At 67.7% G+C, this 11,781-nt stretch carries 13 protein-coding genes; 8 read left to right on the top strand and 5 right to left on the bottom strand.

From position 1 onward, the window contains the following. Positions 1-9: 9 nt before the first annotated feature. The 3 genes from RPB_RS00180 to RPB_RS00170 all read right to left on the bottom strand — a co-directional run bounded on the left by RPB_RS00180 (position 10) and on the right by RPB_RS00170 (position 3,904). Positions 10-456 carry a hypothetical protein gene (locus RPB_RS00180; protein WP_011438936.1) on the bottom strand — a complete coding sequence of 149 codons (447 nt, stop codon included), beginning with the start codon at positions 454-456 and terminating at the stop codon, positions 10-12. After that, positions 453-929, bottom strand: coding sequence for a MarR family winged helix-turn-helix transcriptional regulator (locus RPB_RS00175; RefSeq protein WP_041797819.1), 477 nt, complete (start codon positions 927-929; stop codon positions 453-455). The genes RPB_RS00180 and RPB_RS00175 overlap by 4 nt, the downstream gene beginning before the upstream one ends. 176 nt (positions 930-1,105) lie before the next feature. Continuing rightward, positions 1,106-3,904, bottom strand: a complete 2,799-nt coding sequence (locus tag RPB_RS00170) for a [protein-PII] uridylyltransferase (RefSeq protein ID WP_011438934.1) — start codon at positions 3,902-3,904, stop codon at positions 1,106-1,108. Positions 3,905-4,072: 168 nt separating this feature from the next. On the opposite strand from RPB_RS00170, the gene RPB_RS00165 reads away from it, so the two are divergent. The 3 genes from RPB_RS00165 to mutT all read left to right on the top strand — a co-directional run bounded on the left by RPB_RS00165 (position 4,073) and on the right by mutT (position 6,609). Continuing rightward, on the top strand, positions 4,073-4,582 hold the full coding sequence (locus RPB_RS00165; RefSeq protein ID WP_011438933.1) for an OsmC family protein: 510 nt from the start codon (positions 4,073-4,075) through the stop codon (positions 4,580-4,582). Positions 4,583-4,835: 253 nt separating this feature from the next. After that, positions 4,836-6,077 carry a bifunctional glutamate N-acetyltransferase/amino-acid acetyltransferase ArgJ gene (gene argJ, locus RPB_RS00160; protein WP_011438932.1) on the top strand — a complete coding sequence of 414 codons (1,242 nt, stop codon included), beginning with the start codon at positions 4,836-4,838 and terminating at the stop codon, positions 6,075-6,077. Between the two features lie 118 nt (positions 6,078-6,195). Then, entirely contained in the window at positions 6,196-6,609 is a 414-nt protein-coding gene (gene mutT, locus RPB_RS00155; RefSeq protein ID WP_011438931.1) for an 8-oxo-dGTP diphosphatase MutT, read from the top strand. A gap of 236 nt (positions 6,610-6,845) precedes the next feature. Here the strand turns inward: mutT and RPB_RS00150 are convergent, their stop codons facing one another. Further along, positions 6,846-7,679: a methyltransferase domain-containing protein gene (locus RPB_RS00150; protein ID WP_011438930.1), complete on the bottom strand. Its 834-nt coding sequence runs from the start codon at positions 7,677-7,679 to the stop codon at positions 6,846-6,848. A gap of 61 nt (positions 7,680-7,740) precedes the next feature. Next, complete coding sequence (locus RPB_RS00145) at positions 7,741-8,043, bottom strand: hypothetical protein (protein ID WP_041798464.1); 303 nt, start codon at positions 8,041-8,043, stop codon at positions 7,741-7,743. Between the two features lie 164 nt (positions 8,044-8,207). Here RPB_RS00145 and RPB_RS00140 point away from each other — a divergent pair, with 164 nt between their 5' ends. The 5 genes from RPB_RS00140 to RPB_RS00120 all read left to right on the top strand — a co-directional run bounded on the left by RPB_RS00140 (position 8,208) and on the right by RPB_RS00120 (position 11,615). Next, on the top strand, positions 8,208-8,972 hold the full coding sequence (locus RPB_RS00140) for a ComF family protein (protein ID WP_011438928.1): 765 nt from the start codon (positions 8,208-8,210) through the stop codon (positions 8,970-8,972). A gap of 38 nt (positions 8,973-9,010) precedes the next feature. Next, positions 9,011-9,286, top strand: coding sequence for a glutaredoxin 3 (gene grxC / locus RPB_RS00135; RefSeq protein ID WP_011438927.1), 276 nt, complete (start codon positions 9,011-9,013; stop codon positions 9,284-9,286). Beyond that, positions 9,283-10,161 (top strand): carbon-nitrogen hydrolase family protein, encoded by an 879-nt coding sequence (locus RPB_RS00130; protein ID WP_011438926.1) that lies wholly within the window; start codon positions 9,283-9,285, stop codon positions 10,159-10,161. The genes grxC and RPB_RS00130 overlap by 4 nt, the downstream gene beginning before the upstream one ends. Next, positions 10,158-10,652, top strand: coding sequence for a DUF1178 family protein (locus RPB_RS00125; protein WP_011438925.1), 495 nt, complete (start codon positions 10,158-10,160; stop codon positions 10,650-10,652). The genes RPB_RS00130 and RPB_RS00125 overlap by 4 nt, the downstream gene beginning before the upstream one ends. Before the next feature lie 81 nt (positions 10,653-10,733). Beyond that, positions 10,734-11,615, top strand: coding sequence for an SDR family oxidoreductase (locus RPB_RS00120; RefSeq protein WP_011438924.1), 882 nt, complete (start codon positions 10,734-10,736; stop codon positions 11,613-11,615). The last annotated feature ends 166 nt before the right edge of the window (positions 11,616-11,781 follow it).

The following is an 11,781-nucleotide window of genomic DNA, read 5'->3' as shown; positions in this document are numbered from 1 at the left end:
GGCATCGCGTCAGGCCCGCGCCGGCGCGAAGCGGTGGCTCAGGCGGAAGCCGTCGCGGATGTTGAGGCCGAGCAGCGCCAGGTTGATCGCGCCGGCGATGAGCTCGATCGCCTGCACCACGGTGAAGGTCTGGTCGAACAGCCCGGCGGCGGCGCGCTGCTGCAGGAAGATCGCGCACGGCACCAGCACCACGATGCCGTTGAAGGCGATCACCGGCATCCGCTTGCGCTTGCGCGCGATGTCGGGGTGCTGCGATTTGCCGCCGAGCCTGAAGCCGCTGGCGCCGGCCAGCGCGATTGCCGGCACCAGCAGCACCAGGCCCCACAGGATCGCGCGCTTGACCGCCGCGATGCTGGCCTGGTCGCCGCCGAGTTCGACGACCACGGTCGACAGCCAGAAGCAGAGGATGGTGACGAAGGCGATGATCCCGGCAACCGGGTGAAGCGTCCTGATCATGCTGAACTCCCGTTTTCGGATTGATCTTCCAGCCGGCCCCGCAGGGCCGCGAGGTTGTCGATGGTCTTGCGAAGGTCGCGGGCGGCGAGCCCGCCCGCCATCGCGTCGGCGACCGGCCGCCACAAGTCGGTGGCGCGGGCGAAGGCGCGCTCGCCGCGCGGCGTCATCACCACCAGCTTGGCGCGCTTGTGCGCCGGGTTGGCTTCGAAGCCGACCAGGCCGGCCTCGGCCAATTCGTCGACGATGCGCTGCACCGACTGGCGGGCGAGACCCATATTGTCGGCGAGCCGCGCCACCGAAAACGTGCCGCGGCCATGCGCGATCGAGCCCAGCACCTGCCAGCGCGCGCTGCTGAGGCCGAGCGGCTTCACCAGTGCGTCGCCGAACCGGATCAACGCGCCGTTGAGCCGGAAGACTTCCAGCACCAGCGCATTGGCGGGGTGGTCAAAGGGGGCGTGAGCTTCATCAGTCATGACAGTATACTGCCAAAATGGCAGCATACTGTCAATATGTCGTGCCGGCGCGGAAAACCGCATCGGCGCACGGCTTCCTGCGGCCGCGTGCGGCGCCGCCGTCGCGACGCTCGGTCTGGTGATCTCGGTCGATGTCAGAGGACGATGCGGCGAACCGGCTTGCCGGCCCGCCCGGCTCACGCCGCCGGCTGTTGCTCCGCGTCGCCATTGGCGAGCAGGTGAACCAGCGCGCGCTTGATCGCGGCCTGCCGGGTCGGCGCGGTGATCTGGGCGCCGAGCAGATCGGTGACGTAGAACACGTCGCGGGCGCGTTCGCCGAAGGTGGCGACATGCGCCGAGGCGATGTTGAGGTTCAGCTTCGAGATCGCGGTGGTGAGCTGATACAGCAGGCCGGGGCGGTCGAGGCCACTGACCTCGATCACGGTGTAGCGGTCCGACCAATTGTTATTGATCGAGACTTCCGGCTCGACCACGAAGGCGCGCAGCTTGGCGCGGCCGTTGGTGGCGCGCCGCGCCACCGCTTCGGGCAGCCGCAGCTTGCCTTCCAGCACTTCCTCGATCATCTCGCCGATCCGCGTCGCGCGGCGGCCCTCGTCCTCGTCGCGATCGTATTCGCGGCTGATCGAGATGGTGTCGAGCGCGCGGCCGTCGGTGGTGGTGTAGATCTGGGCGTCGACGATGTTGGCGCCGGCCGAGGCGCAGGCGCCGGCGATGATCGACAGCAGCCAGGGATGGTCGACCGCCAGGATCGTCAGTTCGGTGACGCCGCGCGCCTCGTCGAAGCCGACATTGACCGCGAGCTTGTGGCCGGCCTGTTCGGAGGCGCGCAGGAAGCGGGCGTGGCGGATCTTGCGCGCCAGCTCGACCTTGAGCCAGTACGCCGGGTAGTGCCGCGCCACGTAGGCGTCGAGCTCGGCCGCCGGCCATTCGGTGAAATTGGCGCGGAATTCCGCCTGCGCGCCGCGGATGCGCTCGGCGCGGTTGACCTCGGAGAAGCCGCCGGTCAGCACCGGCTCGGTCTCGTAATACAGCGTGCGCAACAGCTGCGCCTTCCAGCCGTTCCAGACGCCCGGGCCGACGCCGCGAATGTCGGCGGTGGTGAGGATGGTCAAGAGCTTCATCTGCTCGACCGACTCGACCACGGCGGCGAAATTCTCGATGGTCTTGCGGTCCGACAGGTCGCGTGATTGCGCCACGGTGGACATCACCAGATGCTTGTCGATCAGCCAGGCGATCAGTTCGGTGTCGGCGGCGTTGAAGCCGAACCGCGGGCACAGCCGCCGCGCCACCTTGGCGCCGGCGGTGGAGTGGTCCTCCGGCTGGCCCTTGGCGATGTCGTGCAGCAGCACCGCGACATACAGCACCGCACGGTGGTCGGGGCGGATCTTGCGGATCAGGTCGGACGACAGGATGAACTCGTCGTTGCCGCCGCGCTCGATCTCCTGGAGGTTGCCGACACAGCGCAGCAGATGCTCGTCCACCGTGTAGCTGTGATACATGTTGAACTGCATCATCGAGACGATGCGGCCGAAGGCGCGGATGAAGCGGCCGAGCACGCCGGTCTCGTTCATCCGCCGCAGCACCTGTTCGGCATTGTCCGAGGTCAGGATCTCGATGAACAGTCGATTGGCCTCGGGATCGTCGCGGAGCTGGGCGTTGATCAGTGCCAGCGAGCGCGTCACCGTCCGCATCGCGTCGGGATGGAAGGCGAGGTTGTTCTTCTGCGCCAACCGGAAGATCCGGATCAGATTGACCGGGTCGTGCTTGAACACGTCCGGCATCGCGCAATTGATGCGGTTGTTGTCGATGACGAAGTCGTCGCTCTCGGGTACCCGGCGTCGCGTCGCGCCGGGCCGCAGCCGCGCCATCATCCGCGACAGCGCCGGCGCCGGCTTGGCCTGCTGGTCCTCGAGCTTGGCGCACAGGATAGCGGTCAGATTGCCGACCTTCTTGGCGATCAGGAAGTAGTGCTTCATGAAGCGCTCGACGTCCTGCATCCCGGGATGCGAGGTGTAGCCGAGCCGCACGCCGATCTCGCGCTGCAGGTCGAACGACAGCCGCTCCTCGGCGCGCCGCGTCACGAAATGCAGATTGCAGCGCACCGACCAGAGGAAATCCTCGCAGCGGCGGAAGGTGCGGAATTCGATCTGGTCGAACACGCCGTGTTCGAGCAGTTCGCTGGTGCCGCGAACGCGGTAGACGTATTTGGCGATCCAGAACAGCGTGTGCAGGTCGCGCAAGCCGCCCTTGCCGTCCTTGACGTTGGGCTCGACCAGATAGCGCGACTGGCCGGAGCGGCGATGCCGCTCCTCGCGCTCGGCGAGCTTGGCGGTGACGAATTCGGCGGCGGTGCCCTCGACCACTTCCTTGTCGAAGCGGTCGACCAGTTCCTGATACAGCGCCTTGTCGCCGGTCAGGAAGCGGGTTTCCAGGATCGCGGTGCGGATCGTCATGTCGGCCCGGGCCTGACGGATCGACTCGTCGACCGAGCGGGTGGCGTGGCCGACCTTGAGACCGATGTCCCACAGGCAATACAGGATCACCTCGGCGACCTGCTCGCCCCAGGCGGTCTGCTTGTAGGGCAGGATGAACAGCAGATCGATGTCGCTCTCCGGCGCCATCAGGCCGCGGCCGTAGCCGCCGGTGGCGACCACCGACATCCGCTCCGAGCTCGACGGCGTCGGCGAATTGTAAAGATATTGAGTCGCCGCCATGAACAGCAGCCGGATGATCTCGTCCTGGACGAAGCACAGATGCTCGGCACAGCGCCGGCCGTGGCGGTCACGCAGCAACTGCGCCTCGGCCGCCGCGCGGGCCTTGGCGAGTTCGGCCTTCATGAGTTGCGCGAGCGCGGTGCGGAACGTCGGCTCGTTGCCGGCATGCTGCCCGGCCAGCGCCGCGATGTCGGCGGTGATCCGCGTTGTATCGAACCGCTCGTCGGCGGCCGGCCGTTGAGGTGTCACGACTTTGTCCATGCGACTCCGGATATCGGACGCCGCCCGCGCTGTCACGAAATTCCGCGTGATCAGGGCCGAACGGCTGATCGCCCGCCATGCGTCGGTTCGGGCCGGCGGGACGCATGCCAGGTGACAGGCGCCGAATTCCGGCATTAGATACCAGAAAACAGCCAAGGGAGAGACGTCATGGATGCGGCCACGCTGCGCGCCACCCAGGCCCCACTCAAGGAGCGCTTCAAATCCGACCCGGCGGCGGCGCTGATCACGCTGACGGCCAAAGGCGCGGTCGACGGCCCGGGCATCGCCTGCCGGCTCGAGACCGGCCGCGGGCCGGCGCAGGCCGGGCTACATCCGTCGGCCGGCGGCTCCGGGCTCGATCTGTGCTCCGGCGACATGCTGCTGGAGGCGCTGGTGGCCTGTGCGGGGGTGACGCTGAAGACGGTCGCCACCGCGATCGAGTTGCCGCTGACCGATGGCCGCGTCACCGCGGAGGGCGACCTCGACGTGCGCGGCGCGCTCGGCATCGACAAGGACGCGCCGGTCGGCTTCCGCGACATCCGGCTGCGGCTCGAGGTTGCGACCGATGCGCCGCAGGACCAGCTCGACCTGCTGCTGAAGCTCACCGAGCGCTATTGCGTGGTGTACCAGACCATCAAAAACGGCCCGAAGGTCTCGGTGTCGCTCGAGCGGGTGTGAGCGGGGCGCCGTTCGGCGGCAGGTCTATCAACATGTCGTCCCCGCGCAGGCGGGGACCCATACGCCGCAGCCTTGCGATGAGGGCAATGTGGTGGAGACCTCCCTTCAATGGGAAGGCCAGGGGCTATGGGTCCCCGCCTCCGCGGGGACGACTCGGCGCGGCCGGAATTTTTCTTCTCAACGCCATGCGCTTGTGAGACAGGGGTGGGCTCCCGCGCCGCGGGGCCCGTATGAACCTGCCGAAAGCGCTCCGATGTCCAGCAAAGTCTCTCCGCTCGCGCCCACCAACGTTCCCACGCTGCCGGAGCTCGCCGGCGTCCGCCTCGCCACCGCCGCGGCCGGCATCCGCTACAAGAACCGCACCGACGTGCTGCTGGTGGCGCTGGACCCGGGCACCAGTGTCGCGGGCGTGTTCACCACCTCGAAATGTCCGTCGGCGCCGGTCGAATGGTGCCGCGACAACCTCAAGGGCGGCACCGCGCGGGTGCTGGTGGTCAATTCCGGCAATGCCAACGCCTTTACCGGCAAGACCGGCCGCAAGGCGACGACGCTGACCGCCTCGATCGCCGCGAAGGCGACCGGCTGCAAGCCGGCCGAAGTGTTCCTCGCCTCCACCGGGGTGATCGGTGAGCCGCTCGACGCCACCAAGTTCGAGGGCGTGCTCGGCACGCTCGCCGAGACCGCGCAGCCGGGTGGCTGGCTGGATGCCGCGAAAGCGATCATGACCACCGACACCTTCCCCAAGGTCGCGACCAAGACCGTGAAGCTCGGCAAGGCCAAGGTCACGATCAACGGCATGGCCAAGGGCGCCGGCATGATCGCGCCCGACATGGCGACGATGCTGTCGTTCATCTTCACCGACGCGCCGCTGTCGGCGTCGTGCCTGCAGGCGCTGCTCAAGGCCGGCGTCGCCGACACCTTCAATGCGGTGACGATCGACGGCGACACCTCGACAAGCGACACGCTGCTGGCATTCGCCACCGGGGCGGCGGCAAAGAACGGCGCGCCAAAAATTTCGCGGGCCTCCGATCCGCGGCTGACCGCGTTCGTCAAGGCCTTCAACGCGGTGCTGGCCGATCTCGCCGAGCAGGTGGCGCGCGACGGCGAGGGCGCCCGCAAGCTGGTCGAGATCATCGTCGACGGCGCCGTCTCCAAGGCGAGCGCACGAAAGATCGCGCTGTCGATCGCCAATTCGCCGCTGGTCAAGACCGCGATCGCCGGCGAGGACGCCAATTGGGGCCGCGTGGTGATGGCGGTCGGCAAGGCCGGCGAGCCGGCCGATCGCGACAAGCTCTCGATTGCGTTCAACGGCATTCGCGTGGCGAAAGCCGGCGCGCGCGACCCGTCCTACGACGAGAAGGAAGTCTCGGCGGCGATGAAGCAGCCGGAAATCCAGATCAAGGTCGGGCTGGGTCTGGGCAAAGGCCGCGACCGGGTGCTGACCTGCGACCTCACCAAGGAATACGTCGCGATCAACGGCGACTACCGGTCGTGATGATCAGTCACCAACCATCCACGTCATTCCGGGGCGCGAGCGCAGCTCGCGAACCCGGAATCCATAACCCCTGCAGGGAGTATGGATTCCGGGCCCGCGCCAAGAGGCGCGTCCCGGAATGACGAAGTCTATCAAGCTCCTCCTCGTCGTCGCCGTCGCGCTGATCGACGCCGACAACCGCGTGCTGATCGCGCAGCGGCCGAAGCACAAGCAGCTCGGCGGGTTGTGGGAATTTCCCGGCGGCAAGGTCGATCCCGGCGAGCGGCCGGAAGCCGCGCTGATCCGCGAACTCGATGAGGAACTCGGCATCACGGTGAAAGAAGCCTGCCTGGCGCCGCTGACCTTCGCCAGCCATGCCTATGAGGACTTTCACCTGCTGATGCCGCTGTATGTCTGCCGGCGCTGGGACGGGCAGGTGATGCCGCGCGAGGGCCAGGAGCTGGCCTGGGTCCGCGCCAACAAGCTGCGCGACTACCCGATGCCGCCGGCCGATATCCCGCTGATCCCGCCGCTGATCGAGCTGCTGATGTAGTTCGTCATGCTGAGGCGCTCGCCCGCAGGGCGAGCCTCGAAGCATGCGCCACACGCGCGGCCTATCCTTCGAGGCTCGCTACGCTCGCGCCTCAGGATGACGCCCAACAAGTAGCAGCGTCATGCGCGGGCTTGACCCGCGCATCCATCACGCTTTCGAAGAAGATGGATTGCCGGGTCAAGCCCGGCAATGACGACTGGTTGGGTACCGTTCCGCAGCGTCCGGGACACAAATAGTTACTTCGTGCCCAGTCGCTTCACCGCCTCCGCCAGACTCGCTTTCGCCGAGCCGGGCTTCAGCGGCTGCTGCTGGCTGTCGTGGGGCGACCAGCCGGACAGCCAGATGATCTCGAAGGTGGCGCGGATGCGGCCGTCGGGGTCGGCGAAGCGCTCGGCGTAGATGTTGGCCATGCGCGCCAGCGTGGCGCGGCGTAGCGGGGTCCTGCGGCGCTCGATCAGCACATTGCCGGCGCCCATCCGCCGCAGGTCCTGCATCAGCGCGAAGGCGTGGTCGTAGCGCACCACCACGCGGTCGACATCGGTGACCGGCAGCGCGAAGCCGGCGCGTTGCAGCAGCGCGCCGAGGTCGCGCAGATCGGCGGTGGGCGCGACATGCGGCGAGACGCCGCCTTCGATCTCGGCCTCGGCGGCCGCGAAGGCCTGGCGCAATTCGGTCAGCGTGTCGCCGCCGGTCAGCGCCGCGAGCAGCAGCCCGTCCGGCTTCAGCGCGCGGCGGATCTGCGCCAGCACGCCGGGCAGATCATTGGCGAATTGCAGCCCCAGCGCCGACACCGCGAGGTCGAGCGAGCCGGGCGCCAGATTGAGCGCCTCGTCGCCGGATGGGTCGATGTCGACATGCCTGACGTTGGGAAAGCGCTCCGCCGGCAGCGCATCGCCGGGCGTCCAGATATCGGCAATCGCATTGAAGTCGCGCAGCACCGCGTGCAACCGCTCGGCCATCTCCTCGGTGATGCGGTCGAGCAGGAACGGCGCGGGGCCGAGCGCACGGGCGCGGGCGAGCCTTGCTGCAAGCAGGCGGCGATCGAACAGGATGGGCGTGGGCTCGGTCATGCGCGGCAGCTAGCGTCACGGACGCCGCCCGGCAAGAGCCGCGCCGGCATCGTCGTCATGCTCAGTTCAGCTTCGAGGCCGCGGCCGGGCTCTGCTGCGAGGCCTCGAACATCTTCAGCACCGCGTCGAGTGCGTTGCGCAGATGCAGCGCGCCGGCCTGGCTGCAACGCAGCCGCGCGGTGGTGACGAATTTCACCTCGACCGAGCCGTCGGACAGCGGGTTCAGCGTGCGCGCGGCGAGTTCGATCTCGACATTGTTGGCCATCACGCCATGCGCCGGCGCGATGTCGAAATAGACGTGCGACGCGGTCGGGATGTCGACGTAATTGATGATGTCGGCGGATTTGTCGTTGGACTCGGACACGGCGATCTCCCGGGTTGCGCGGCGCGTATCGCCCTTGTGCGCCATTCGCGCGCCGGACACTACCCGGTTGTCAGCCTTGACGCCGGTGGGCGCGGCGCTAGCCTCCGGCCATGCAGGTGGAACCTCTCACGGCTCCTGAGGCGACAGCGGGTGGCGGTGGCCTGATGCAGGCCGTCGGCGCGGTCCGCCGGCTGTGGTCGCGCGCGGCGCATCTGGCGCTCGATGTCGCGCTACCGACGCTGTGCGTCGCCTGCCGCGAGCCGGTGGCGGGTGAGGGGCTGTGCCCGCAATGCTGGTCGCAGCTCTCGTTCATCGCGCCGCCTTATTGCGAGAAGCTCGGGATTCCGTTCGTCTATGACCCCGGGCCCGGTATCCTGTCGATGCAGGCGATCGCCGATCCGCCGGCCTATGCCCGCGCCCGCGCCGCGGTGCGCTACGACGAGGTGGCCAAAACGCTGGTGCATGCGCTGAAATTCCACGACCGGATCGATCTGGCGCCGACCATGGGGCGGTGGATGGCGCATGCCGGCGCGCCGCTGCTGGCCGACGCCGATCTGCTGATTCCGGTGCCGCTGCATTGGCGGCGCGGCTTCGCCCGGCGCTACAACCAGTCCGGCGCGCTGGCGCGGGCGATCGGCCGGCAGACGCAATTGCCGGTGGCGATCGAGGCGCTCAAGCGGGTGCGTCCGACCGCGCATCAGATCGGACTGTCGCGGGCGGAACGCGCCGCCAATGTGCAGGGCGCCTTCAAGGTTCCGGCCGAGCGCAAGGCCGAGGTTCAGGGGCGACGGATCGTCCTGGTCGACGACGTGCTGACCTCGGGCGCCACGGTCGATGCCTGCGCCCGGGCGCTGCTGCGGGCGAAGGCCCAATCGGTCGATGTGCTGGTCTTCGCGCGGGTTGTGGACACCCTGAAATCTCCCATATAATCCGCATCTTGCTTCCACCGCCGAGCCCTGGAGCTGCGATGAGTGCTGCGATCGAGATCTTTACGCGTCCCGGCTGCGGCTATTGCAGCGCCGCCAAGTCGCTGCTGAACCGCAAGAAGGCGGCGTTCACCGAATACGACGTCGCGGTCGATCCGGCCCATCGCAAGACCATGGACGCGCGCACCTATCCGGGATCGACCTATCCGCAGATCTTCATCGGCGGCACCCATGTCGGCGGCTGCGACGACCTCTATGCGCTCGATCGCGAAGGCAAGCTGGACGCGCTCTTGGCCGGCGAGAAGGCCACGTCATGACGGAAACCGCGCCCTTCAATGCCGCGCTGGTGCAGATGCGCACCGGGCTCCTGCCCGGGCCGAGCCTCGAGCAGGGGACCAAGCTGATCCGCGAGGCGGCGGCGGCGGGCGCCGACTACGTGCTCACCCCCGAGGTGAGCAACATGATGCAGCTCAACCGCGAGGCTTTGTTCGACCAACTCGCCGACGAGGACAGCGACGTATCGCTGAAGGCCTATCGCGATCTCGCGCGCGAGCTGAAAATTCATCTGCATATCGGCTCGCTGGCGCTGCGCGCGAGCCCGGATCGGGCCGTCAACCGCTCGTTCCTGATCGATCCGTCGGGGACGATTCTGGCGAGCTACGACAAGATCCATATGTTCGACATCGATCTCGGCAATGGCGAGAGCTATCGCGAATCGGCGAACTACCAGCCCGGCGAAACCGCGGTGATCTCCGATCTGCCGTGGGGCCGGATCGGGCTGACGATCTGCTACGATGTGCGCTTCCCGGCGCTGTATCGCGCGCTCGCCGAAGCCGGCGCGTCGTTCATCTCCGTGCCGGCGGCGTTCACCCGGCCGACCGGCGAGGCGCATTGGCACGTGCTGCTGCGGGCGCGGGCCATCGAAAACGGCTGCTTCGTGTTCGCCGCCGCGCAAGGCGGGCTGCACGAGAACAAGCGCGAGACCTACGGCCATTCGCTGATCATCGATCCGTGGGGCGTGGTGCTGGCCGAAGGCGGCGTCGATCCGGGCTTCGTGATGGCGCGGATCGATCCGGCCGAGGTCGGCAAGGCGCGCGGCAAGATCCCGTCGCTGCAGCACGGCCGCCGCTTCACGCTGGTCGACGCCAAAGCGACGCCCGACTATCTGCATCTCGTGCGGGAGCAGACATGATCCGCTACACGCTGCGGTGCGATCGTGGCCACTCGTTCGAGAGCTGGTTCCAGAGCTCGTCGGCTTACGATTCGCAGGTGCGGCGCAAGCTGGTGGAGTGCCCTTCCTGCGGTTCGGTGAAGGTCGAGAAGGCGATCATGGCGCCGCAGATCGTCGGCAAGAAAGGCCGCGGCCGCGCGCCGGAGCCGGTGACGAGCGAACCCGCCGTGGGCGAGGCGTCGGAGCCGATGACTTCGGAGCCGTCGGCGACGCCGCTGATGCTGGCGCAGGAGCGCGAGCTGCGCGCCAAGCTGAAGGAATTGCGCGACCACATCGTCAAGACCGCCGACAATGTCGGCGAGCGCTTCCCCAACGAAGCCCGCAAGATGCATTACGGCGATATCGAGCACCGCCCGATCTTCGGCGAAGCCTCGCCCGCGGAGGCCAAGGCGCTGATCGAGGAAGGCATCGAGGTCGCGCCGCTGCCGGTGCTGCCGGAAGACCGCAATTAGCACCTCCGCCGAAGCCGCTTCGATCTGATCGCGTCCCGCGCTACAAGGGACGAAAGCTGGTCGGCGCAAAGGGAGGAATTCATGTCATCACTCGCGGGCAAGACGCTGTTCATCACCGGGGCCAGCCGCGGCATCGGGCTGGCGATCGCGCTGCGGGCGGCGCGCGACGGCGCCAATGTGGCGATCGCCGCCAAGACCGCCGAGCCGCAGCCCAAGCTGAAGGGCACGATCTACACTGCGGCCGACGAGATCCGCGCCGCCGGCGGGCAGGCGCTGCCGCTGATCTGCGACATCCGCGACGAGGCGCAAGTGATCGCCGCGATCGACAAGACGGTGGCCGAATTCGGCGGCATCGACATCTGCGTCAACAATGCCAGCGCGATCAGCCTGACCAATTCGCAGGCGACCGACATGAAGCGCTACGACCTGATGATGGGCATCAACAGCCGCGGCACCTTCATGGTGTCGAAATACTGCATCCCGCATCTGAAGAAGGCGGCCAACCCGCACATCCTGATGCTGTCGCCGCCGCTCGACATGAAGGCGAAATGGTTCGCGGCCTCGACCGCCTACACCATGGCCAAATTCGGCATGAGCATGGTGGTGCTGGGATTGTCGGGTGAATTGAAGGGCGCGGGAATCGCCGTCAACGCGCTGTGGCCGCGCACCACCATCGCCACCGCCGCGGTCGGCAATCTCTTGGGCGGCGACGCGATGATGCGCGCCAGCCGCACGCCGGAGATCATGGGCGACGCCGCGCACGCGATCCTGACCAAGCCGTCGCGCGACTTCACCGGGCAGTTCTGCATCGACGACAAGGTGCTGTATGAGGCCGGCGTCACCGATTTCGAGCGCTACCGCGTCGATCCGAGCGTGCCATTGATGTCGGATTTCTTCGTGCCGGACGACGACGTGCCCCCGCCCGGCGTCACCGTCGCGTCGCTGCCGGGCGCGAAGGGGTAGGGCATTTTATAGGCGCCGTGCGCGCCCCGAGCACTGCGAACTCCCTCTCCCGCGTGCGGGAGAGGGTTGGGGTGAGGGCGACGCGAGCGGTGGAGTCTCGATTCAGAGAGATCAGGCAGATCGCAAGCGCAGTGCCTGCGGCTTCCCCCACCCCGGCCCTCCCCCG

The sequence above is a fragment of the Rhodopseudomonas palustris HaA2 genome, assembly GCF_000013365.1.
In the GTDB taxonomy this organism is placed as follows: domain Bacteria; phylum Pseudomonadota; class Alphaproteobacteria; order Rhizobiales; family Xanthobacteraceae; genus Rhodopseudomonas; species Rhodopseudomonas palustris_J.
Note: the sequence above shows the minus strand (reverse complement) of the source record. Positions and strands in the feature narration are given on the sequence as shown.

Bases quoted from the DNA above. Each gene is read 5' to 3' on its own strand.
- RPB_RS00180 (WP_011438936.1), bottom strand. From the start codon at position 456: ATGATCAGGACGCTTCACCCGGTTGCCGGGATCATCGCCTTCGTCACC.
- RPB_RS00175 (WP_041797819.1), bottom strand. From the start codon at position 929: ATGACTGATGAAGCTCACGCCCCCTTTGACCACCCCGCCAATGCGCTG.
- RPB_RS00170 (WP_011438934.1), bottom strand. From the start codon at position 3,904: ATGGACAAAGTCGTGACACCTCAACGGCCGGCCGCCGACGAGCGGTTC.
- RPB_RS00165 (WP_011438933.1), top strand. From the start codon at position 4,073: ATGGATGCGGCCACGCTGCGCGCCACCCAGGCCCCACTCAAGGAGCGC.
- argJ (WP_011438932.1), top strand. From the start codon at position 4,836: ATGTCCAGCAAAGTCTCTCCGCTCGCGCCCACCAACGTTCCCACGCTG.
- mutT (WP_011438931.1), top strand. From the start codon at position 6,196: ATGACGAAGTCTATCAAGCTCCTCCTCGTCGTCGCCGTCGCGCTGATC.
- RPB_RS00150 (WP_011438930.1), bottom strand. From the start codon at position 7,679: ATGACCGAGCCCACGCCCATCCTGTTCGATCGCCGCCTGCTTGCAGCA.
- RPB_RS00140 (WP_011438928.1), top strand. From the start codon at position 8,208: ATGCAGGCCGTCGGCGCGGTCCGCCGGCTGTGGTCGCGCGCGGCGCAT.
- grxC (WP_011438927.1), top strand. From the start codon at position 9,011: ATGAGTGCTGCGATCGAGATCTTTACGCGTCCCGGCTGCGGCTATTGC.
- RPB_RS00130 (WP_011438926.1), top strand. From the start codon at position 9,283: ATGACGGAAACCGCGCCCTTCAATGCCGCGCTGGTGCAGATGCGCACC.
- RPB_RS00125 (WP_011438925.1), top strand. From the start codon at position 10,158: ATGATCCGCTACACGCTGCGGTGCGATCGTGGCCACTCGTTCGAGAGC.
- RPB_RS00120 (WP_011438924.1), top strand. From the start codon at position 10,734: ATGTCATCACTCGCGGGCAAGACGCTGTTCATCACCGGGGCCAGCCGC.